Source organism: Sandaracinobacteroides sp. (genome assembly GCF_057137845.1).
In genome coordinates this window covers 1-21,451 of the sequence record NZ_DBNHFX010000116.1, presented here as the reverse complement: position 1 = coordinate 21,451, position 21,451 = coordinate 1, and the positions used below count along the sequence as shown (strand labels likewise).

The window sequence follows — 21,451 nt, the reverse complement described above, 5'->3', positions numbered from 1 at the left end:
TCCTCCTCATTTCACCTGAAAGCCCATAAAGAAGGGATCGGCGCGGTCAATCCAGATGGTGTTGAAGCCGGTCTGGATCGCCGACCCCTCGATCGAGGGGATGATGGCAGGCAGCCCGCCGACGGTGGTTTCGGCCTCGACGGTGCCGGTGAAGCGGCTGCCGATATAGCTTTCATGGACGAAGCGTTCGCCCTGCTTCAGCCGCCCCGCCGCATGCAGATGGGCAAGACGCGCCGAAGTGCCGGTGCCGCAAGGGGAACGGTCGATCGCGCGGTCGCCATAAAAGACGGCGTTGCGCCCCGATGCGCCTTCGGTTTTCGGCTGGTCGGCCCACAGCACATGGCTGACGCCACGAATGGTCTGGTCGATGGGGTGGACCGGTTCACAGACGGCGCGCACCGCTTCGCGGACATGGCCGCTGGCTTCGACGATGCGCGACGCGCCCATTGCGTCCAGCCCGGCGTAGGCGCCCTGCGGTTCGACGATCGCATAGAAATTGCCGCCATAAGCAACATCGACCGTCAGCGGCCCGAGGCCCGGCACGTCGATCGGGATGCCGGTTGCAGCAACATAGGAGGGGACGTTGGTGATCCTGACCGAAGTGACCCGGTCGCCTTCGGTCTGGTAGGCGATGTCGATCAGCCCGGCCGGCACTTCCAGCCGCAGTTTGCCGGGGGTTGCAGGTGTCACCAGCCCGTTTTCCAGCGCGAACGTAACGATGCCGATGGTGCCGTGGCCGCACATCGGCAGGCAGCCCGAAGTTTCGATGAACAGGATGCCCATGTCGGCGCCATCGAGGGTGGGCGGATAGAGGAAGCCCCCCGACATCATGTCGTGGCCGCGCGGTTCGAAGCACAGGCCGGTGCGGATCCAGTCGAAGCGGGCCAGAAAGTCCTGACGGCGTTCCGACATGCTGGAACCACGCAGCAGCGGCGCCCCGCCCGCCACCAGGCGGACGGGGTTGCCGGCGGTGTGGCCGTCGATGCAGAAAAAGCTGTGGCGCATTGGCGGCGCCCTTACGCCGCGCGGGCCTTGCCGGGCAATGGCCGTGTCGCGGCGGCTTTTTCCACCATCGCGATCACTTCGGCCCGGCGCGCGCCTTCCAGCGGCTGGCGCGGCGGCAGCACGCGTTCCGACCCGCGCCCCATCACCTGTTCCGCAAGCTTGATCGCCTGCACCAGATCGGGGTCGGAATCGAGGTGCAGCAGCGGCATGAACCAGCGATAGATTTCCAGCGCGCGGGCATGATCGCCCCGGCGGAACGCCGCCACCAGTTCGACCGATTCGTGGGGGAAGGCGTTGGTCAGCCCGGAAATCCACCCCTGCGCCCCCAGATACAGGCCTTCGAGCGCCACATCGTCGAGGCCCGCGAACAGCGTGAAGCGATCGCCGAAGCGGTTGGCGATATCGGTGAAGCGGCGGGAATCGGGCGCCGATTCCTTCAGCGCAACGATGTTATCGATGTCGGCGACGGCTTCCAGCACCTCGTTGGTGATGCTGGTACGATAGGCTGGCGGGTTGTTGTAGAGCATGATCGGCAAGCCGGTCTTTTCAGCGACGGCGCGGAAGTGCGCTGCCAGTTCGGCCGGTTTCGGCACATAGACCATCGGCGGCAGCAGCATCAGGCCGTCGGCTCCGGCTTTTTCTGCTGCCTGCGCATAGAGGATCGCCCGGCGTGCATCATATTCCGAAACCCCGGTGACGACCGGCACGCGGCCCTTCGTCACCTCGACGATCGCCGACAGGACGGCGACCTTTTCCGCATATTCGAGCGAGTTGTTTTCGCCTACCGTGCCAAGGGCGATGAGGCCGTCGACACCGTCGCGGATCAGGTCGTCGACAACACGCTGCGTGTCGGCGATGTCGATCGAGCAGTCGGCGCGCACCTGCGTGGTGACGGCCGGGAAAACGCCAGTCCATCCGATTGTCATGGTCATCGTCCTTATTTGACTTTGAATATGGTATACGATAATAGAAACGGCATGGCAAGGCCACGGGAAGGCGCGCTGGATATTCTGGTTCTGGGCGGCGGTGTCGTCGGCCTTTCGTGCGCTGTCGTGCTGGCGCAGCGCGGCCATCGCCTTACCGTGCTTGAACCGGACGCCCGGCATCAGGCGGCGTCGTGGGGGAATGCCGGGCATATCGCCACCGAACAGGTGGCGCCGCTGGCTTCGTGGGCGACGCTCAGGTCGGCCTGGGGCAGGCGCTTTGCCGCTGGCGGGGCGATGGATCTGCCGCTGGCGCAGATCCGGCACTGGCTGCCGTTTGCGCTGTCGTTTCTGGCGGCTGCCGATCATCACCGTTTCGAAGATGGCTGCCGCGCACTTGGCGGCCTGCTGGGCGATGCGCTGCCCGCGTGGCGGCGGCTGGCGGCGTCAGTCGGGCAGCCGGAAATCCTGCGCGAAGAAGGCCATTTCGTGCTGTGGGAAAGCCCGGCCAGTGCGCAGAAGGGACGTAGCACATGGGCTGCGGCCGACACCGGCACAGCGGTTTTCCGTGACGCGACCGCCGACGAACTTGCGGCAATCACGCGCCTGACCGGCAGGCCGCTCGGCGGCGGCATCCGCTTTGCCGGAAGCGCGCAGATCGCCGATCTGCCGACGCTCGCCCGCGCGCTGGAGGCAGCGCTTGCGGCGGCTGGCGGCAGGCTGCTGCACGAAGCAGGACGGCTGGTGACCGAGGGCGGGCGTGCGTCTGTTCCCGGCCATCCGGCCGATCTGGTGCTGGTGGCGGCAGGCGCGTGCAGTGCGCCGCTGGTTCGCGCACTGGGCCACAAGGCGCCGCTGATCGCCGAGCGCGGATATCACATCCGCACCGAGGCGGGCCTGTGGCCGGCCGACATGCCGCCGCTGGTGTTCGAGGACCGGTCGATGATCGTCACCCGTTTCGGCCACGAGGTGCAGGCGTCGAGTTTCGTCGAGTTCGGCGATGCCGACGCGCCCGCAGATCCGCGAAAATGGCTGCGGCTTGAGGCGCACATGGAAGCGCTCGGCCTGCCGACCGACGGGCACTGGCGGCGCTGGTTGGGCGCCCGGCCGACGCTGCCCGACTATCTGCCCGCGATCGGCCGCTCGTCGCGGGCTGGCAATATGCTGTATGCATTCGGCCATCAGCATCTTGGCCTGACGCTTGCGGCAACCACGGCCGAACTGGTGGCGGCGCTGGCCGAAGGCCGGGAACCTGCAATCGATATTTCGCCCTTCAGGCTGGAAAGATTTGGATGACCGACATGGTGGGTGGATCGACGGCCGCGCATGAACTGGCAACGCTTGGCCCATGGGAGGGGCGCGCGCCACCAATCACCGTCGCCGAGCGCGAGGAGCGGCTTTCGCGCGCGCGGGCGAGCCTTGGGGCGCTTGGCGCCGATGCGCTGCTGGTGAACGCGGGCGCCAGCCTGCACTATTTCACCGGGCTTACATGGCGGCCAAGCGAACGCCTCGTCGCGCTGCTGCTGCCGGAACAGGGGCGGCCGATTCTGGTGTGCCCGGCGTTCGAACGTGGCAGCATGGAAGCGGAACTGGCGATCGATGCCGACATCCGCCTGTGGGAGGAAGACGAAAGCCCGACCGATCTGGTGGCCGATGCACTGCCCGCCGGTGCGGCGCTCGCCGTTGATCCGCTGCTGGATTATGGTGCGGCAAGGCGGCTTGGCGGGCGGCTGAAGCTGCTGGATGGCGCGCCGCTGATCGACGGGCTGCGGATGCGCAAATCCGCCGCAGAACTGGCGCTGCTGCAACAGGCAAAGACCATGACGCTGGAAGTGCATCGCCGGGCGGCGCGCATTCTGGCGCCGGGCATTCGTGCATCCGAAGTGAAGCGCTTCATCGATGCAGCGCACCGGGCGCTTGGTGCTGCCGGATCGACTTTCTGCGCCGTCCAGTTCGGGGAGGCGACGGCCTATCCGCACGGGCTGCCGATCGACCAGCAGCTTCAGGAAGGCGAGATCGTGCTGATCGATACCGGCTGCACCATCGACGGCTATCATTCCGATATCACCCGCACCTATGCCTTCGGCCCGGTCGACGACGAAGCGCGCCGCATGTGGGCGCTTGAGAAGCAGGCGCAGGCCGCTGCCTTCGACGCGGTCGTGCCGGGCAATCCTTGCGAAAGCGTCGATCGTGCGGCGCGCCGGGTGCTGGAAGCAGCCGGACTTGGCCCGGACTACCGGTTGCCCGGGCTGCCGCACCGCACCGGACACGGCATCGGCCTTTCGATCCACGAACCGGCCTATCTGGTGCGCGGCGACCGCACGCCGCTGGCGCCGGGGATGTGTTTTTCCAATGAACCGATGATCGTGGTGCCGGGGCGCTTCGGCATCCGGCTCGAAGATCATTTCTTCGTCACGGAAACCGGGGCGCAGTGGTTCACCGAACCGCAGCCGTCGATCGACCGGCCGTTCGGCTGAAGCGGGTCAGCCGCGCCTTGCCGTGCGGCGCGGCGGCGCAGCCGCCAAATGCCATTCCCCCGCCCCGGGCGTTGCCTTGACGCCTTGCAGCGTCGCGGTCTGGCCCCGTTCCAGCCTTGCCAGCATGCGCTGCGCGGCGCTGCCGCGCGGTTGCGCCCCCAGTTCGGCAAGCCCGCGCAACAGCAGCCGCCGACGCAGTTCGGCCGGCAGCGCCTCGGCATGCAGGATCAGCACACCAGCGGCCCATCGGGCGCGGCTTTCCCAGCATCGCTGTTCCGCCCAGTCCAGCGCGGCCGATGCTTCGGCAAGATTGGCGGCGGAAGCGGCCAGCCGGTCCGGTGACAGCCACACTGTTTCCCCGAGCAGCCGCCGGGCGGCCGTCCGGTCGAAGCGCGGGTCGTCGTTCGAAGGATCCTGCACCGGCGCCCACCCGGCGGCGGCAACGATCGCCTGAAGCGCGGTGCGGCGAGTGCCCAGCAGCGGTCGCAGCACCTGTACGCCCGCGATGCGGGTGCTGGCGCGGATACCCGACAGGCCGCCGATGCCGCTGCCGCGCGCCAGCCGCAGCAGCAGTGTTTCCGCCTGATCGTCGATGTGGTGCGCCGTCAGCAGCCAGTCGATGCCCAGATCCTTGCAGCACGCGCCAAGCGCCGCATAGCGCGCCAGCCGCGCATTCGCCTGCACATTGGCGCCGCCCTCGATCGCCAGTGTCAGCACCCTTGCCTGCAGGCCGAGGGTCTGCGCCAGCCGGACCACTTCGGCGCATTCGGCGCGGGCATCGGCACGCAGGCCGTGATCTACCGTCAGCACATGCGTTGCAGCGCCGAATGCCGCTGCCGCCAGCCACATCAGCGCCAGCGAATCGCCGCCGCCGGACACGGCGACCGCCAGTTTCGTGCCATGCCCGAAGCCCGGCTGGCCCAGCCGCAGCACTTCGGCGGCGAAGGCAGCGGCGGCTTCTGGTGCGGGAAGATCGGGCATCGCGGTCGCCGGATCGGCCTTCCCGCCCTCAGGCGGTGCGGAAGGCGTTGGTGATCGGATAGCGGCGGTCGCGGCCGAAGGTGCGCGGGCCGATCTTCACACCGGGCGGCGCCTGCCGGCGCTTGTATTCGGCAATATAGAGCAGCCGTTCGATGCGGCGGACGGTTTCCACATCGGCGATTCCGCGCGCCGCGATTTCGGTTGCCGAAAGTTCCTCCTCGACCAGACCGTGCAGGATCGGGTCCAGTACGTCGTAGGGGGGCAGGCTGTCGTCGTCGCGCTGGTTTTCCCGCAACTCGGCGGTCGGCGGCTTGGTGATGACACGTTCCGGCATCACCGGCCCGTCGCTGCCCAGCCCCAGCCTCGGCCTGACGATGTTGCGCCAGCGCGACAGCCGGAACACCGTCGTCTTGTAGGCGTCTTTCAGCACATTGTAGCCGCCCGCCATGTCGCCGTAGATGGTGGCATATCCGACCGAAAGCTCGCTTTTGTTGCCGGTCGTCAGCAGCATGTGGCCGAATTTGTTGGAAAGCCCCATCAGCGCCACCATCCGCAACCGCGACTGGGCGTTTTCCTCGGCGAGGCCCGTTGGTGTGCCGGCGAACTGCCCCGCCAGCATCATTTCGATGGCGCCGACGGCCGGTTCGATCGGGATGTTATCCAGCCGGACACCCAGCATCCGGGCGCAACCGGCGGCATCATCCAGGCTTTCGCGGCTGGTGAAGCGGCTGGGCAGCATCACACACCAGACCTTGTCGGCGCCAAGCGCATCGACCGCGACCGCCGCCGCCAGCGCGCTGTCGATGCCGCCGGAAAGCCCCAGCACCACGCCCGGAAAGCGGTTGCGGCCGACATAGTCGCGCAGGCCGACCAGCATGGCGTGGTAGATTTCCTCCTCGTAGCTGTCGGGCGGGGCGATCGTGGTTTCCACAAAGCCGCTGCTGCGCGACCATTCGACCGGCACGACGGCTTCGTCCCAGTCGGGCAGGCGGGCGGCCATGCGGCCATCGGCATGCAGGGCAAAGCTGCCGCCGTCGAACACCAGTTCGTCCTGCCCGCCGGTGCGGTTCACATAGAGCAGCGGCAGCCCGGTTTCGGCAACGCGCCTGCGGGCCAGTTCGAGGCGACGGCCTTCCTTGCCAAGCTCGAAGGGGCTGCCGTTGGGGACGATCAGCAGGTCGGCGCCCTGTTCCTTCAGCCGGGCCGAAACTTCCGGGCGCCACATGTCCTCGCAGATGGGAATCCCCAAGCGGACGCCGCGAAAATTCAGCGGTTCGGCGGGCGGGCCGGGCACGAACACGCGCTTCTCATCGAATACGCCATAGTTCGGCAGATCGGTTTTCAGGGCGACACCGGCAATCCTGCCCTGATCGAGCAGCACATGGCCGTTGTGCAGGCCGGAATCGGTTGCCCATGTGGTGCCGACCAGCATCGCCGGGCCGCCATCGGCGGACGCCTGCGCCAGCCGGTCGAGTTCCGCCATCGCTGCTGCATGCAGGGCGGGCTTCAGCACCAGATCCTCGGGCGGGTAGCCCAGCAGCGACAGTTCCGGCGTCACCAGCAGGTCGGCGTCGGCCGAGGCCGATCTTGCGCGCAATATGGCGGTGGCGTTCCCCGCCAGATCGCCCATCGAGGGGTTCAGTTGCGCGGCGCTGATGCGAAGCCTGTCTGCCATGGACCCAGCATTAGGCGAGCGCGCCGCCGCCCTCAATGGGCTGTGGCCGCCCTTGCCTTTTCGGCGGCAACATCGCGGCGCACCGATTCCAGGAGCATCGGCGCATCGAAGACGATCCCGTCGCGGATGGTCCAGCGGACGCCGCCGACCCGCTTCTGCTGGTTGGTCGCGTCGTCGAGGCGTTCATGGCCGGTGCCATACAGCGTCTTCAGGTTCTGCAACGGGTTCTCCGGCACGATCACCAGATCGGCGCGCATGCCGGGGCGGACCAGCCCGAAATCGGGTTCCAGACCCTTCGGTTCCATCAGCGTTTTCGCGCCGTTGGTGGTGGCGGCCTCGATCACTTCCAGCGGCGAGAAACCGGCTTCCTGCAGCAGTTCCAGTTCGAGGATGTAGCCGAAGCCCCAAGTCTGCCAGATGAACCCCGAATCCGAACCCGTCGTCACCCGCCCGCCCATGTTCTTGTAGTCGTTGATGAGGCGCATGAAGCGGCCATAGAAATTGCGCCACGTCACTTCGTTCGCCGTGGTCCAGTCGAAGAAATAGCTGCCGTGATTGTCGCGGTTGGATTCGAAGAAGCGCAGCAGCGACGGCGGGGTATATTCGCGGTGCCAGTCGGCGTTGCGGGCGCGCATCAGGTCGCGCGATGCGGAATAGATGTTGAAGGTCGGGTCGAAGGTGACGCCGTTTTTCTTCTGCTCCTCGAGGTAGGCGATCCATTCCGGCCCGCCCGGCTCGTAGATCTGGTCCCAGATGTCGGCGATGCCGCCAAAGCGCGCCTGCTCGTCGTTGTAATTATAGCTGTAGGGCGTGTCCTGGATCCGGCGGTTCTTCAGCAGGCTTTCGAAATGGCCGTAGAAGTGCGTCAGCGTGCCAAGCCCTGCTTCGCCTGCCTGCCTGCCGTTCAGTTCGACGATGTTCGGCTGTGACAGGTGGGCGACGGTGCCCAGCCCCTGTTTCTTGGCTTCGTCCATTGCGGCGCGGGTGATGGCGCCGGTTTCATCGCCGCGATTGAAGAACTTGATGCCGTCGATCCCCTGCGCCTTTGCCCAGCGCACCCAGGCGCGGGCCTTTTCCGGCGTGTTGGTCGGCCCTTCCTTCCAGCCGCTGCCCAGCGTCTGGTACACGAAGAAGCGGGGTGCGGTGATTTCTCCGGCGGCGCTGCGGCGCTTGTCGGCAAGCGAGCGCGCCGGATCCCAGAACAGCGACACCCCGCGCACCGTCGTCACGCCGTGGGCCAGCCACAGCCGATAGCCGTAGCTGGGGTCGGGCGCCTTTTCCGGGTCGCCGTTGTGGCCGTGCGTGTCAACGAAGCCGGGCAGGACATACATGCCGGTGGCGTCGATTTCGCGCGTGGCGCCGTGCGGCGGGCGATCTGCCTTCATTTTCAGGCCGGGGGTGCCCGCAGGAAGGATTTCGGCGATGCGTCCGCCCTTCACCACGATGTCGGCCGGGCCATAGGGCGGCCCGCCGTTGCCGGTGATGATGGTTGCCCCGCGAATGACCAGTGTCTCATAGGGGCCTTGCGCCTCCTGCCCGCGCGGCGGTGTCGGCAGCATGCCCTGCGCCGCAACCGGCGCGGCAGCAGCGAAGGCAAGGGCGATGGCGGCGATCCAGTTCTTCATTCGGTCGTTTGCTCCACTGCGGGCAGGCGCCATGTTCCGGCAAGGATCGGCTGATCCGGCAGGTAGGCGCGGAATATCAGGGTGAACAGCCGTCCCTTGGGCGCTGGCAGCCAGTTTGCGGCGTCGGCGGGTCTGTCGGGCTGGATCACCAGCGTCAGGCTGCCGTCGGCGTTCCGTTGCAGACCGGGCGAACGGTTGCCGACGGCATAGCGATCGATCGGGTTTTCGACATAGAACAGCCGGCCGTCGGCCAGCCGTTCGTAAAGCGACATGCTCCAGAAGGCGCGCACCGGCACATCGGCGGGGATGGTCAGCCGGTAGCGTTTCGAACCGTCGAGTTCCTGCCCCTTGCCGTCGATGACAGCAGACCAGTAGACCGCTTCGTCTGCCGGCAGGGCGCCAAGGCCCGCCAGCGCAATCGCCGAACGCAGGGCGGGCGTTGCGGCCGAAGTGCCGATCCCCGGCGGCGTTTTGGCCCAGCCGTCTCCGGTAGTGCGGGCGCCTGCTGCAATCGCCGATTTCATCCGCTCGAAGATGCGCGGCAGCATTGCGCGCCACAGCCATTGCCGCCACATCGGCAGCTTGTCGAACGCGTCGGCGCTGCCGCCATAGCCGGTGGCGGCAAGCGCGGCGTCTTGCAGGTGCGGGCTTTCGGCGATCACCGGATTCGCCCGCCTCAGCAGCATCGCCGGATCGGGCAGCACCGGCAGCGCAACGGCTTCCTGCGCCGGGCGCCGGCTGACTTCCGGCATCAGCAGTTCAAACCCGCTTTGCGCGGCGCGCGCGGCCTCGAGGTCGGCGGGTCCATCGACCAGCGTGCGCACCAGAAGCCATGCCTGCGGGGTGGTCAGGCGGTGCAGCCGGGCATTGCCGGCATCGGCGGGGGGCTTGTCGCCGTAATAGAACAGCAGTTCGCCGCCGGTTCCGCCGTCGCGCGTGCCGGCGACGACGATATTGTCGGTCTGCGCATCCATCACCGCGACCGAATGATAGCGGGCCGGCAGCGGCGGCATCTTCAGCCCGACCGGCCCGGCCGACAGGTCGAGGAAGGCCAGCGAATATAAGGTGTCGTTGTTCGGCGTGGTGACGAACCGGTCGCGCCAGTCCGACAGGTTGCGCCGGTGTTGCAGCCTGTTCGCGCCGTCCAGCCCCTGATGCCGGAAAAACAGCAGCGAATCGTTGCGGGTGCGGACGAAGCTGTAGACCGGATAGGCGCGGAGCGCCGCCTCGGTGGTTTGTGCAAGCGGCTGGCGCAGGAACAGGAACAGCCCGCCGGCGATGGCGGCAACGATGCCAAGTGTGACCAGCAGTTTGCGCATGGCGCGCGACTGTGCCTGCTTTTCCCGCCCGCGCAAGCCCCGATTGCCCAGGATGCCTCCACGATTGTCAGAGGGGACAAGCCTGCGACCACCGCGCATAACCGGCCGGATTGTCGGTTCCGAGGGGAGATTGTGAATGGGCACGGCCTATATCGTGAAAGCGCGGCGGACTGCGGGTGGCCGCAAGGGCGGACGCCTGCGCGACTGGCATCCGGCCGATCTGGCGGCGCAGGTGCTCGATGATCTGGTGGGCGCGCACGATCCCGCGCTGTTCGAGGACGTGATCATGGGTTGCGTGAACCAGTTCGCCCAGCAAAGCGCCAATGTCGCCCGCAACGCGGTGCTGTCGTCGAAACTGCCGGAATCGGTGCCTGGAACCTCGGTCGACCGCCAGTGCGGCAGCTCGCAGCAGGCGCTGCACTTCGCCGCCGCGACGGTGATGTCGGGCATGATGGATGTCGTCATCGCCGCCGGTGTCGAGAGCATGACGCGGGTGCCGATGGCCTTGCCGTTCAAGGCGGCGATGGACGCGGGCGCGGGCACCTATGTCAGCCCGGCGATGAAGGCGCGCTATCCCGGCGTGCAGTTCAGCCAGTTCGCGGGCGCGGAAATGATCGCCCGGAAATATGATCTGTCGAAAGATGATCTGGACATGTTCGGCTTTGATTCGCAGCGCAAGGGAGCGCAAGCCGCGCGCGCCGGCGCCTTCGCCGCCGAAATCGTGCCGGTTTCCGGCCTGGACACGGAAAACAACCCGGCGGTGCACGATGTCGATGAGGGCATCCGCTTCGAGGCGACGCTGGAGGCAACGAAGGCGGTGAAGCTTTTGAGCGAGGGCGGGCGGCTGACTGCGGCGACATCCTCGCAGATCTGCGACGGGGCGAGCGGCGTTGTCGTCGTGAACGAGGCCGGGCTGAAGAAGCTTGGCGTCGATCCGATCGCGCGCGTCCACAGCCTGACGGTGATCGGCGAGGATCCGGTTGTCATGCTGGAGGCGCCGATCAACGCGACGCGGGCGGCGCTGAAAAAGGCCGGCATGCGGATCGGCGACATCGACCTTTATGAAGTGAACGAGGCCTTTGCCTCGGTGCCGCTGGCGTGGCAGCGTGAACTGGGCGCTGATCCCAAGCGCCTCAATGTCAATGGCGGCGCCATCGCGCTTGGCCACCCGCTCGGTGCTTCCGGCACCAAGCTGATGACGACGCTGATCCATGCGCTGAAGGCGCGCGGGGGACGCTATGGCCTGCAGACCATGTGCGAAGGCGGCGGCCTGGCGAACGTGACCATCGTGGAGGCGCTGTGATGACCGACCGGCAGGAAACCAGCCTTGAAATCGCCGGCGGCATCGCCACGCTGACGCTGAACCGCCCCGACAGGATGAACGCCTTCACCGGCCGTATGATGCACGAGCTGATCTCGGCATTCGACGAGACCGACAGCCGCGACGACGTGAGGGTTGTGATCGTGACGGGGGCGGGCCGGGCCTTCTGCGCCGGCGCCGACCTGTCGGCAGGTGCCGCCACCTTCGACTATGAAAAGCGCACCGACGCCAACAACAGTCGTGCGGGCACCGGTTCGCCGATCCGCGCGGATGGCAGCGTCGATTATGCGCAGGAAGCCGTGCGCGATGGCGGCGGCCGGGTGACGTTGCGCATCTTCGAAAGCCTGAAGCCGGTGATCGGCGCGGTGAACGGTGCAGCCGTCGGCATCGGGGCAACCATGCAACTGCCGATGGACATCCGGCTGGCCTCGGCCGACGCCCGCTTCGGCTTCGTGTTTGCCCGGCGCGGCATTGTGCCCGAAGCCTGTTCGAGCTGGTTTCTGCCGCGTGTCGTCGGCATTTCGCGGGCGATGGAATGGTGCGCGACCGGGCGGGTGTTCGGCGCCGCCGAGGCGCTGGAGGCGGGCCTCGTCAGGCAGGTCGTGCCGCCTGAGGAACTGATGCCGGCGGCCATCGCCCTTGCGCGCGAAATCGCCGACAACACCGCGCCGGTTTCGGTTGCGCTGACCAGGCAGATGCTGTGGCGGATGCTGGGCGCCGACCACCCGATGGAAGCGCACAAGCTGGACAGCCGCGCCATCTATGCCCGTGGCCGCCAGGCCGACGCACGCGAAGGCGTGATGAGCTTTCTGGAAAAGCGCCCGGCCAGCTTCCCTGACCGGGTGTCGGCCGACATGCCCGACTTTTTCCCATGGTATGGCCCGCGCCCCTATGCATGACCGCGTGACAGAACGCGGCCCGGCGCCGCTGGCGCATCTGGGTGGCGCGGCGCCCGACGCGCCCGACTGGTTCGAAGCAGCGATATCCACCCCGTACGAGCGGCATCGGCTGCAAGTGGCGGGCGCCGAAGTCGAGTGGCTGGCGTGGGGCGACCGTGGCAAGCCCGGCCTGCTGCTGCTGCACGGCAACGGCGCCCACGCCGACTGGTGGCGGTTCATTGCCCCGTTCTTCGCGCAGACGCACCGGGTGGCGGCGCCCACCTGGTCGGGGATGGGCAATTCCGACCATCGCCAAAGCTATTCGCTGGATATTTTCGTCGAGGAAATGCTGGCCGTTGCCGCTGCTGCGGGGCTTGCCGATACCGGGCCGTTCACCGCAGTCGGGCACAGCTTCGGCGGCTTCCCGATGATGGCGCTGGCGAACCGGCCGGACGCGCCGCTGTCGCAGGCGATCATCATCGACACGCCGTTTCACCCGACGATGTCGCGCCGCCCGAGGCGGAGCGGCGGCGACGCCAGGCCGCACCATGTCTATCCGACGATCCCCGAAGCGCTGGCGCGGTTCCGCTGGGTGCCGCCGCAACCCACGGGCAATCTGTTCATCGCCGACTTCATCGCCCGCAATGCCCTGAGACCGGCCGACGGCGGCTTCGTCTGGAAGTTCGACCCGTTCCTCTGGAGCGACTTCAAGGCGCAAAGCGACCTCGATCCGCTTGCCGCGCCGCACTGCCCGGTGACGCTGATGTGGGGGGAAAATTCCGATCTGGTGACGGCAGGGCTGGTCGCCGACATGGCAAAGCGCCTGCCTGCGGGCAGCAGGCTGGTGCCCATCCCGGAAGCGCATCATCATGTGATGGTGGACCAGCCGCTTGCACTTGTTTCAGCCATGAGGGCGCTCATTGCATGACGATCGACACGACGTTTCACCGCATCGGCGACCTGATCGCCAGAAATGCCGAACTCAGGGGCGACCGGCCGGCCGTTACCGTTTCCGGTGAAACCCTGACCTGGGCGGAGCTTGCACAGCGCGCGGGGCAGGTGGCCGCCAGCCTGCAACGCGACGGCGTGCAACCCGGCAGCGCGATTGCGATCATCGCCTACACCAGCAATGATTATGTCGCGCTCTATCTGGGGGCGCTGATCGCCGGGGTGGCGGTGGCGCCGATGCCGCCCAGCGCGACGCCAGAACAGCTTGCAGCGATGGTGGCCGATTCGGCAGCGCCCATCCTGTTTCTGGACGATGCGAACGCCAAGGCGCTGGCCGCGATCGGTTTTTCCGCCCGCGTGCAGCGAATCGAGGCGCTGGACGAATGGCTGGCGGACGGCCCGCCCGCACTATTGGCGATCGACGACGCGGCACTGCTGCCGATGCCGTTCAACATCATTTATTCCTCGGGCACCACCGGCGTTCCCAAGGGGATCGTGCAAAGCTGGCAGATGCGCTGGAGCCACCTTCTGGGGGGCGCGGCATCGGGCTACGGCCCGGACAGCGTGGCGCTGCTGGCGACGCCCCTCTATTCCAACACGACGCTGGTGGCGGCGTTGCCCGCGCTTGCGTGGGGCAGCCATCTGGTGATGATGCCGAAGTTCGATGCGCACGGCTTTCTGGAACTGGCGCAGCAGTTCCGGGCAACCCACTCGATGCTGGTGCCGGTGCAGTATCGGCGGATCATGGATCTGCCGGACTTCGACCGTTTCGATCTTTCCTCCTATCAGTTGAAGTTCTGCACCTCGGCCCCGTTCGCCGCTGACCTGAAGGCAGACGTGCTGAAACGCTGGCCCGGCGGGCTGATCGAATATTGGGGCATGACCGAAGGCGGCGGCGGCACGGCGCTGCTGGCGCATGTTTACCCCGACAAGCTGCACACCATCGGCCAGCCGATGCCGGGCGCCGAAGTGCTGATCGTGAAAGACGACGGCACCGAGGCAGGCGTCGATGAAGTGGGGGAAATCATCGGCCATTCGGCGGCGATGATGACGGGCTATGCCAACCGGCCGGAGGCCTCGGCCGAAGCGATCTGGACCCATCCCGACGGCCGCCGCTTCATCCGCACCGGAGATCTGGCCCGCCGCGATGCCGACGGCTTCATCGAGCTGATGGGGCGCGCCAAGGACATGATCATTTCAGGCGGTTTCAATATCTACCCGATCGACATCGAACAGGTGATCGCGCGGCATCCCGCCGTGCGCGACGTGGCGGTGGTGGGCGTGCAGTCGCGCGCGTGGGGGGAAAGTCCCGTCGCCTTCGTGGTGGCGCCCGGCGCCGACCCCGAAGAAATCCGCGCGTTCGCCAACGGCCTGCTTGGCAAGGTGCAGCGGCTGGCGGCGGTGCAACTGGCGGATGAACTGCCCCGCAGCGCCATCGGCAAGATCATGAAGCGCGAACTGCGCGAACAGTTCACCGGCGAAATCCCATGAGTTTCGATGCGCTGCTGGCCGATGGCCGTACCGTTGCCGACCTGCTGATCGAGCGCAGGCAGCGGCTTGCCGTCGCCGAAAGCTCGACCGGCGGGCTGATCTCGTCGGCGCTGCTGGCGGTTCCCGGCGCGTCGGCCTTCTATCTGGGGGGCGGCATCATCTATACGCCGCGCGCCCGCCACCGCCTGCTGGATTTGAAGCGCGAAGATGTGCGTGGCCTGCGCGGCGCAACCGAACCCTATGCGCGGGCGCTGGCGATGCGGGCGCAAGGCAGGTTCAAGGCAAGCTGGGGGCTTGGGGAAACCGGCGCTACCGGCCCTTCCGGCAACCCCTATGGCGATCCGCCGGGGCACTGCTGCATTGCGGTTGCAGGGCCGCGCTTCGTCGTTGCGCAGACGATCGAGACGGCCAGCAACGACCGTATGGGCAACATGCTGGCGTTCGCGCGTGCAGCGCTGGCGCTGCTGCAAACCCGGATTATGGCCGACGACGCACCCGAAGGCGCCTGAGCCGAAACGAAAAGGGGCGCCCGACCATCGCCGGGCGCCCCTTGTCGTTTTCGGACCAAAGCTCAGGCTTCGGCGTCGCCTTCGGCTTCGACCGGCGCTTCGGCGGTCGCGCCCGGCTCGGCGTTCGGATCATAGTCCTCGGTGAAGCCGGCTTCCTCGCGCTCGAACAGGTCGGCCGTCACGTCGACGCCCTGTGCCTGCAGTTCGGCTTCTTCCGGCGAACGGGCGACGTTCACCTTGGCGGTGACGCTGACTTCCGGGTGCAGCACCAGCTTCACCTCGGAGATGCCGAGCGACTTGATCGGACGGTCGAGGACGACCGCCGACTTCGCCACCTTGTGGCCGGCTTGCGCCATGGCTTCGGCGATGTCGCGGGCCGAAACCGAACCATAAAGCGCGCCGGCGTTCGAAGCCTGCCGGATGAGGACGACGATCACGTCGACCATGGTCTTCGACTGGGCTTCGGCCGCGTCGCGGCGGTGGGCGTTGTCGGCTTCGATCTGGGCGCGCTGCGCTTCGAACTTGGCCTTGTTGGCTTCGGTTGCGCGCAGGGCCTTGCCGCGCGGCAGCAGAAAGTTGCGGGCAAAACCGGGCTTCACCGACACCACTTCGCCGATGCGGCCGAGCTTTTCCACACGTTCAAGAAGGATCACATCCATCGGTCGCGTTCCTTATTTCACGAGGTAGGGCAGCAGGCCGAGGTGGCGTGCGCGCTTGATGGCCTGCGAAAGCTCGCGCTGCTTCTTCGCCGAAACGGCGGTGATGCGCGACGGAACGATCTTGCCCCGCTCAGAGACGAAGCCCTGCAGCAGGCGGATATCCTTGTAGTCGATCTTCGGCGCATTGTTGCCCGAGAAGGGGCAGCTCTTGCGGCGACGGAAAAACGGGCGTGCCATGGTTTACCAGGCTCCTTCTTCGGTGCGCGGTGCGCGCTCGCCACGGGGGGCGCGTTCGCCGCGCGGGCTGCGTTCGGAACGCTCACCACGCTCGCCACGCTCACCACGGTCGGATTTGCGCATCATCGCCGACGGGCCGGCTTCCAGCGCTTCGACGCGGATGGTCTGGTAGCGGATCACGTCCTCGTTCAGGGCGACCTGGCGCTCCATCTCCTGCACGGCGGGGGCCGGTGCTTCGATGTTCAGCAGCACATAATGCGCCTTGCGGTTCTTGTGGATCCGGTAGGCGATGTTGCGCAGGCCCCAATATTCGGTGCCGGCAACCTTGCCGCCATTTTCGGTGATGATGTTGCCGAGTGCCTCGGTGATGGCTTCCACCTGCGCGGGGGCAAGATCCTGCCGCGCGAGGTAGACATGCTCGTAGAACGGCATGTGTCTCTCTCTTCTTCGGTGCCGATCGCTGGCCTCGCGGCGAATTCCGCGCATGGCCCCTCCGGCTTTCTTCGGGAGCGGCGCCCTTAGCGCAGCTTTGCCGCTGCGGCAAGGGTTGGCGGCCGGGAAGGGGGCAGCCCGCCGGGCCGCCCCCCAAGCTGTGGTCAGGCGCTGAGGACCGAGCGCGCCATCGCCGCCAGATGCGCGAGCATCGGCAGCGTCGGCACACCGGCGCTGCGGGCGCCGGCGATCGCCTGCGACAGCGTCGTGGCACGCCCGGCGTTGGCGGCCAGCCATTTTTCAACCGCTGCCAGCGGGTCGCCCGATGCAGGCGTAAGCTGGCGGATGAGGTCGAGGCGGATGGTCTCGAAGCCCCGAACGGTGCTGTCGGCCAGCAGCCGTTCCCAACTGTCGGCCGGTGCGAGGGTGCGCGCCGCGCCCTGCGCCCAGTCGACGCCAAGCGCTTCGCCAAGGCGGGTATAGGCTTCGGCGGTCTTTGATTCGTCGAGCGAAAGATCAGACGCAAGCGCCACCACGCCCGACGCGCCGGAAAGCGCGTGCAGGGTGGCGATCCAGTCGACCACATTCCCCGGCGCGCCTTCTGCCGCGAGGCGCTGGCGCACTGCCTCGACCTGCGCCTTTGGCTCGGGGCGCAGCAGGCGGTCGAGGCTGGGCAGCAGCCGCTTCAGCCCCGGCGCCAGCCGCTTCGACAGCGCCGTCGGGCTTTCGACGCCGCTGCGCCTGACCAGATCGCCGACCAGAATGCGTGTGGCGTCGGCGGCTTCGGCATGCAGCGCCAGCGCCCGCATCGCCGGCACGTCGGCCGCGTCGATCGCCTTCCACAGCCCCTCGAGGTCGAAGAGGGTGCGTGCGGCGACAAACGCCGCTGCGACGGTTTCCAGCGAGCAGCCGGCCTCGGCCGCCAGATCGTGGCCTAGGGTAAGCCCGCCCCGGTTGACGAGCAGGTTCGCCAGCATGGTGGCGATGATCTGGCTGCGCAACTGGTGGCTGCGAATCTCGTCGCCAAAGCGTTCGTGCATGGCAGGCGGGAACTCGCGGAACAGCAGGGCCTCGGTCAGCGGATCCTCGACCACCTTCGACACGAACAGCGCGTCTTTCAGTTCCATCTTGGTGTAGGACAGCAGGATGGCGATTTCCGGCCGGGTAAGCCCCTGCCCCAGACGCCGCCGCTCGTCGATCACCTGTGCGGTGGGCAGGCCTTCGATCTGCCGGTCCAGCCTGCCGGTCGCAGCCAGCAGCTCCATCAGCCGCACATGCGACTGCAACCGTTCGCGGGCGTGCGACTGTGCAACCGACAGCACCAGCGTCTGCGCGCTGTTGTCGGCAAGCACCAGCGCCGCCACTTCGTCGGTCATGGCGGCCAGCAGGCCGTTGCGTTCGGCCAGATCGATCCGGCCAGAACGCACGGCCGCGCCGAATGCGATCTTGATGTTCACTTCATGGTCCGAGGTGTCGACCCCGGCGGAATTGTCGACGAAGTCGGTGTTGATGCGGCCGCCGAGCAGCGCATACTCGATCCGCGCCGCCTGCGTGACGCCGAGGTTCGCGCCTTCGCCCACCACCTTTGCCCGCACGTCGCGGCCATTGATGCGGTGGGCGTCGTTTGCGCGGTCGCCGACGTCGGCGTTGGCTTCGCCCGAACCCTTCAGATAGGTGCCGATGCCGCCGAACCACAGCAGATCGACCTGCGCTTTCAGGATCGCCGACATCAGTTCGGTTGGCGCCAGTTCGGCTGCATCCACGCCCAGCAGTGCCTGGATTTCCGCCGACAGCGGAATCGACTTCTGCGAGCGCGGGAACACGCCGCCGCCCTTCGAGATCAGCTTTGCATCATAATCGGCCCACGAAGAACGCGGCAGTGCGAACAGGCGGGCGCGCTCTTTCCAGCTTTTGGCAGGGTCGGGGCTGGGGTCGATGAAGATGTGGCGGTGATCGAACGCACACACGACCTTCAGCGCCTTCGACAGCAGCATGCCGTTGCCGAACACGTCGCCCGACATGTCGCCGACACCGGCGACGGTGACCGGGTCTTTCTGGATGTCGATGCCCATTTCGGCGAAATGCCGCGTCACGGAAACCCAGGCGCCGCGCGCGGTGATGCCCATGCCCTTGTGGTCATAGCCGACCGAGCCGCCGCTGGCGAAGGCGTCGTCCAGCCAGAAATGCGCATCGGCGGCAAGGCCGTTCGCCGTGTCCGAGAAGGTTGCGGTTCCCTTGTCGGCGGCGACCACCAGATAGGGGTCGTCGCCGTCGCGGCGGAACACGTCGGCGGCCGGCACCACGCGCCCCTCGATATCCAGATTGTCGGTGATCGACAGCAGCGAGCGGATGAACACCTTGTAGGCGTCGCGCCCCTCGGTCGCCCAGGCGTCGCGGTCCTGTGCGGGGTCGGGCAACTGCTTGGGATAGAAGCCGCCTTTGGCGCCGGTTGGAACGATGACCGAGTTCTTCACCATCTGCGCCTTGACGAGGCCCAGCACTTCGGTGCGGAAATCGTCGCGGCGGTCGGACCAGCGCAGGCCGCCCCGTGCGATCGGCCCGCCGCGCAGGTGGATCCCTTCCACCCGTGGCGAATAGACCCAGATTTCACGCCACGGATGCGGTTTGGGCAGCCCCGGCACACGCGCCGAATCGAGCTTGAACGCCAGTGCTTCGGGACCTCCGGGAACGAAAGCGTTGGTGCGCAGCATGGCGCAGATCAGCCCGTCGAACAGCCGGAGGATGCGGTCTTCGTCGATCGCCTGCACAGCATCGAGCGCCTGTGCGAGCCGCTGGCGGGCGGGTTCTGCCGCCTTGTCGCTGGCGCGCGGCCCGAGGCGGGCACGGAACAGCGACAACAGCGCGAGCGTCGCCGCCTGGTTGCGCCGCAGCGTGTCGACGACCGTCTGGATCGAGTAGGAAATGCCGATCTGGCGCAGATACCGGAAACAGGCGCGCAGCCAGTTCGCTTCTTCGGCTGTCAGCCCGCACGACGGGATCAGGGCGTTGAACTGGTCGTTTTCCTGCACCCCGGTCAGCACCGCCTGCAACGCCGGGTTCACGACGGCACAGAACGACGCAAGATCGGCGGGGGCGTTCGGGCTGTCGAGGCGGAGGTCATGGACCCAGCCCAGCTCGCCGCCGGCCAGATCATAGGAAGTTTCCTCGACCACCCGGAAACCGAAGTTTTCCAGCATCGGCACCGAATCGGAAAGCGCGATGATTTCGCCCAGCCGGAAAATCTTCAGGCGGACGGTCGAATCGGCGTCGCCGGTGCGGCGATACAGAAAGACATGGCGATCATCCGGCGTCGAAAGCGCCGTCAGGCTGAGGATGTCGGCTGCGGCTTCCTCGGGCGTGAATTCGGCGCGATAGCCGGGCGTGAAGGCGCGGCCGTGCGTCAGCGCCAGCCGGGCAGCGCGAATCGGCTCGACATGGGTGGAAAGCGCTGCTTCCAGGCGGGCGTCCCAGCCGCGCGTCAGGTCGGTGAGGCACTGGTTCAGCCGGTCGGCGTCGGGCGCCTTCGAAAGCCCGTCCACCACATAATGCACGCGGGCCAGTCCCTCGGAGCGCAGTTCCGCATCGAAGGTGCCGATGGTGCCGCCCAGTTCCGCCACCAGCATGCGATCGACGCTCTGGCGCAGTTCGCCGGAATAGATTTCCCGTGGGAAATAGACGAGAATCGAAGCGCTTGCGGCGCGCGCATCCCAGCGCACGAACAGGTGCGGGCGCGGGCGGTCGCGCAGCGACAGCAGACCCCTTGCCATCGTCACCAGGTCGTCGTTGCCGATCTGGAACAGTTCTTCGCGGGGGAAGGTTTCGATCACATGCGCAAGCGCGCGCCCGGCGTGGCTGCGCGGCGCATGGCCGAGCTGTTCCGCTACTTCGGCCACCTTGCGGCGGACGAGCGGCACCCGGCGCGGGCTTTCGCGCAGCGCGGCGCTGGCGAACAGGCCGACGAAATGGCTGGCGCCCGCCACCTTGCCCTGCCCGTCGTAGCGGTGGACGGTGACGATGGTGAGCGGAACCGTCCGGTGCACGGTCGAGGTGAGGACCGACTTGCCGATCACCACCGGATCGGCGGAATCGGTGTCGTCGGGGGCCGGCCAGCGGGCGGCGTCTGCCAGAATGCCCAGCCGTTGCTTGCCGTCGGCAAAGCCGAGCAGGGTGAAATTGTCGGCGGCCAGCCATTCCAGAAACGCGACGGTTTCCGCCAGCAGGTGCGGCGCCAGCGGCGGCGGGTTGTCGTTCAGGCGGCGGGCGGCGTCGTGCAGCTCCTTCAGCATCGGCTGCCAGTCGGTGACGGCGCGGCGCACGTCGGTATAGATCGCATCCAGTTGCCGCGCGAGCTGGGTGCGGGTTTTCGCCGGCGCGCGATCGACGTTCATCACGATCAGGCTTTCGCGCGGCGCATCGGCATCGCCCAGCGCGACGACCTTGCCTGTCGCATCGCGGCGAACCGACAGAATCGGATGCACGAGGCGCTGGATATCAAGGCGGGCAGCGGCGATCGCCGCCGTTGCGCTATCGACGAGGAAGGGCATGTCGTCGGTGTTGAGGACGACCGCCATGTGGCGGCTGCCTGCTTCGCCCTCGGTGGTGCCGACATGCACCTTGTGGCCGTGCGGCGGGCGGTTGGCGAACGCCGCAAACGCCAGTTCGGCAAGCCGCGCCCGGTCGTCGGCGGAAAGCCCTTCCAGTTCGGATTCGGCGGCGCCGGCAAAAATCTGTTTTGCAAACGTCGCCCGCAGTTCCTTCGGGAAATCCCGCAGTTCCGCAAGTGCGTGGGAATCGGGCTGGTGGGCCGGCTTCGACATCAGATCACCTCTCGATGCGGCGGCTTGTGCCGCCTTGACGGTTGGCAATCGGGCCACAGGAACGCAGCCCGCGCATCCGTGCATCCTATGCGCCAGCAGGGCATGATGCCACAAGCAATCGGACTGCGGAACTTTGCGGCGAAAGCCGCAGAAA

General features: G+C 67.2%; 17 protein-coding genes. 7 read left to right on the top strand and 10 right to left on the bottom strand.

Annotation, left to right across the window (positions count from 1 at the left end; all coding sequences use genetic code 11):
- Nucleotides 1–6: 6 nt before the first annotated feature.
- Together AC16JP_RS06115 and AC16JP_RS06110 are read right to left on the bottom strand one after the other, a co-directional pair.
- Nucleotides 7–1,005 carry a 4-hydroxyproline epimerase gene (locus AC16JP_RS06115; RefSeq protein ID WP_484339716.1) on the bottom strand — a complete coding sequence of 333 codons (999 nt, stop codon included), beginning with the start codon at nucleotides 1,003–1,005 and terminating at the stop codon, nucleotides 7–9.
- 11 nt (nucleotides 1,006–1,016) lie between these two features.
- The gene (locus AC16JP_RS06110; RefSeq protein WP_484339715.1) at nucleotides 1,017–1,931 is read right to left on the bottom strand and encodes a dihydrodipicolinate synthase family protein; all 915 of its coding nucleotides are present in this window, start codon (nucleotides 1,929–1,931) and stop codon (nucleotides 1,017–1,019) included.
- Between the two features lie 51 nt (nucleotides 1,932–1,982).
- On the opposite strand from AC16JP_RS06110, the gene AC16JP_RS06105 reads away from it, so the two are divergent.
- Together AC16JP_RS06105 and AC16JP_RS06100 are read left to right on the top strand one after the other, a co-directional pair.
- Nucleotides 1,983–3,224: an NAD(P)/FAD-dependent oxidoreductase gene (locus AC16JP_RS06105; protein ID WP_484339714.1), complete on the top strand. Its 1,242-nt coding sequence runs from the start codon at nucleotides 1,983–1,985 to the stop codon at nucleotides 3,222–3,224.
- On the top strand, nucleotides 3,221–4,405 hold the full coding sequence (locus AC16JP_RS06100; RefSeq protein ID WP_484339713.1) for a M24 family metallopeptidase: 1,185 nt from the start codon (nucleotides 3,221–3,223) through the stop codon (nucleotides 4,403–4,405). The genes AC16JP_RS06105 and AC16JP_RS06100 overlap by 4 nt, the downstream gene beginning before the upstream one ends.
- 6 nt (nucleotides 4,406–4,411) lie before the next feature.
- On the opposite strand, the gene tilS is transcribed toward AC16JP_RS06100, so the two are convergent.
- The 4 genes from tilS to AC16JP_RS06080 are packed head-to-tail and all read right to left on the bottom strand — an operon-like array spanning nucleotide 4,412 to nucleotide 10,005.
- Nucleotides 4,412–5,386, bottom strand: coding sequence for a tRNA lysidine(34) synthetase TilS (tilS, locus tag AC16JP_RS06095; RefSeq protein ID WP_484339712.1), 975 nt, complete (start codon nucleotides 5,384–5,386; stop codon nucleotides 4,412–4,414).
- Between the two features lie 28 nt (nucleotides 5,387–5,414).
- On the bottom strand, nucleotides 5,415–7,061 hold the full coding sequence (locus AC16JP_RS06090) for an NAD+ synthase (protein ID WP_484339711.1): 1,647 nt from the start codon (nucleotides 7,059–7,061) through the stop codon (nucleotides 5,415–5,417).
- A gap of 32 nt (nucleotides 7,062–7,093) precedes the next feature.
- Nucleotides 7,094–8,686: an amidohydrolase family protein gene (locus AC16JP_RS06085; RefSeq protein ID WP_484339710.1), complete on the bottom strand. Its 1,593-nt coding sequence runs from the start codon at nucleotides 8,684–8,686 to the stop codon at nucleotides 7,094–7,096.
- The gene (locus AC16JP_RS06080) at nucleotides 8,683–10,005 is read right to left on the bottom strand and encodes a DUF1254 domain-containing protein (RefSeq protein ID WP_484339709.1); all 1,323 of its coding nucleotides are present in this window, start codon (nucleotides 10,003–10,005) and stop codon (nucleotides 8,683–8,685) included. The genes AC16JP_RS06085 and AC16JP_RS06080 overlap by 4 nt, the downstream gene beginning before the upstream one ends.
- A gap of 136 nt (nucleotides 10,006–10,141) precedes the next feature.
- Between AC16JP_RS06080 and AC16JP_RS06075 the strand changes: the two genes are divergently transcribed.
- From AC16JP_RS06075 to AC16JP_RS06055, 5 genes are read left to right on the top strand one after another with little or no spacing between them, the layout of a single operon-like run.
- Nucleotides 10,142–11,308: an acetyl-CoA C-acetyltransferase gene (locus AC16JP_RS06075; RefSeq protein ID WP_484339708.1), complete on the top strand. Its 1,167-nt coding sequence runs from the start codon at nucleotides 10,142–10,144 to the stop codon at nucleotides 11,306–11,308.
- On the top strand, nucleotides 11,308–12,225 hold the full coding sequence (locus tag AC16JP_RS06070) for a crotonase/enoyl-CoA hydratase family protein (protein ID WP_484339707.1): 918 nt from the start codon (nucleotides 11,308–11,310) through the stop codon (nucleotides 12,223–12,225). Before AC16JP_RS06075 ends, AC16JP_RS06070 begins: the two co-directional genes overlap by 1 nt.
- Nucleotides 12,226–12,229: 4 nt before the next feature.
- Nucleotides 12,230–13,132, top strand: a complete 903-nt coding sequence (locus AC16JP_RS06065; RefSeq protein ID WP_484339706.1) for an alpha/beta fold hydrolase — start codon at nucleotides 12,230–12,232, stop codon at nucleotides 13,130–13,132.
- Nucleotides 13,129–14,643 carry a class I adenylate-forming enzyme family protein gene (locus AC16JP_RS06060; RefSeq protein WP_484339705.1) on the top strand — a complete coding sequence of 505 codons (1,515 nt, stop codon included), beginning with the start codon at nucleotides 13,129–13,131 and terminating at the stop codon, nucleotides 14,641–14,643. The genes AC16JP_RS06065 and AC16JP_RS06060 overlap by 4 nt, the downstream gene beginning before the upstream one ends.
- Complete coding sequence (locus tag AC16JP_RS06055) at nucleotides 14,640–15,152, top strand: CinA family protein (protein ID WP_484339704.1); 513 nt, start codon at nucleotides 14,640–14,642, stop codon at nucleotides 15,150–15,152. The genes AC16JP_RS06060 and AC16JP_RS06055 overlap by 4 nt, the downstream gene beginning before the upstream one ends.
- A 62-nt stretch (nucleotides 15,153–15,214) precedes the next feature.
- Here AC16JP_RS06055 and rplI read toward each other — a convergent pair whose 3' ends face one another.
- The 4 genes from rplI to AC16JP_RS06035 form a co-directional block, all read right to left on the bottom strand.
- On the bottom strand, nucleotides 15,215–15,811 hold the full coding sequence (rplI, locus tag AC16JP_RS06050; RefSeq protein WP_484339703.1) for a 50S ribosomal protein L9: 597 nt from the start codon (nucleotides 15,809–15,811) through the stop codon (nucleotides 15,215–15,217).
- Nucleotides 15,812–15,823: 12 nt separating this feature from the next.
- Nucleotides 15,824–16,048 carry a 30S ribosomal protein S18 gene (rpsR, locus tag AC16JP_RS06045; protein WP_140929080.1) on the bottom strand — a complete coding sequence of 75 codons (225 nt, stop codon included), beginning with the start codon at nucleotides 16,046–16,048 and terminating at the stop codon, nucleotides 15,824–15,826.
- Nucleotides 16,049–16,051: 3 nt separating this feature from the next.
- Complete coding sequence (gene rpsF, locus AC16JP_RS06040; protein ID WP_484339702.1) at nucleotides 16,052–16,480, bottom strand: 30S ribosomal protein S6; 429 nt, start codon at nucleotides 16,478–16,480, stop codon at nucleotides 16,052–16,054.
- Nucleotides 16,481–16,644: 164 nt separating this feature from the next.
- The gene (locus AC16JP_RS06035) at nucleotides 16,645–21,297 is read right to left on the bottom strand and encodes an NAD-glutamate dehydrogenase (RefSeq protein ID WP_484339701.1); all 4,653 of its coding nucleotides are present in this window, start codon (nucleotides 21,295–21,297) and stop codon (nucleotides 16,645–16,647) included.
- Between the last annotated feature and the right edge of the window lie 154 nt (nucleotides 21,298–21,451).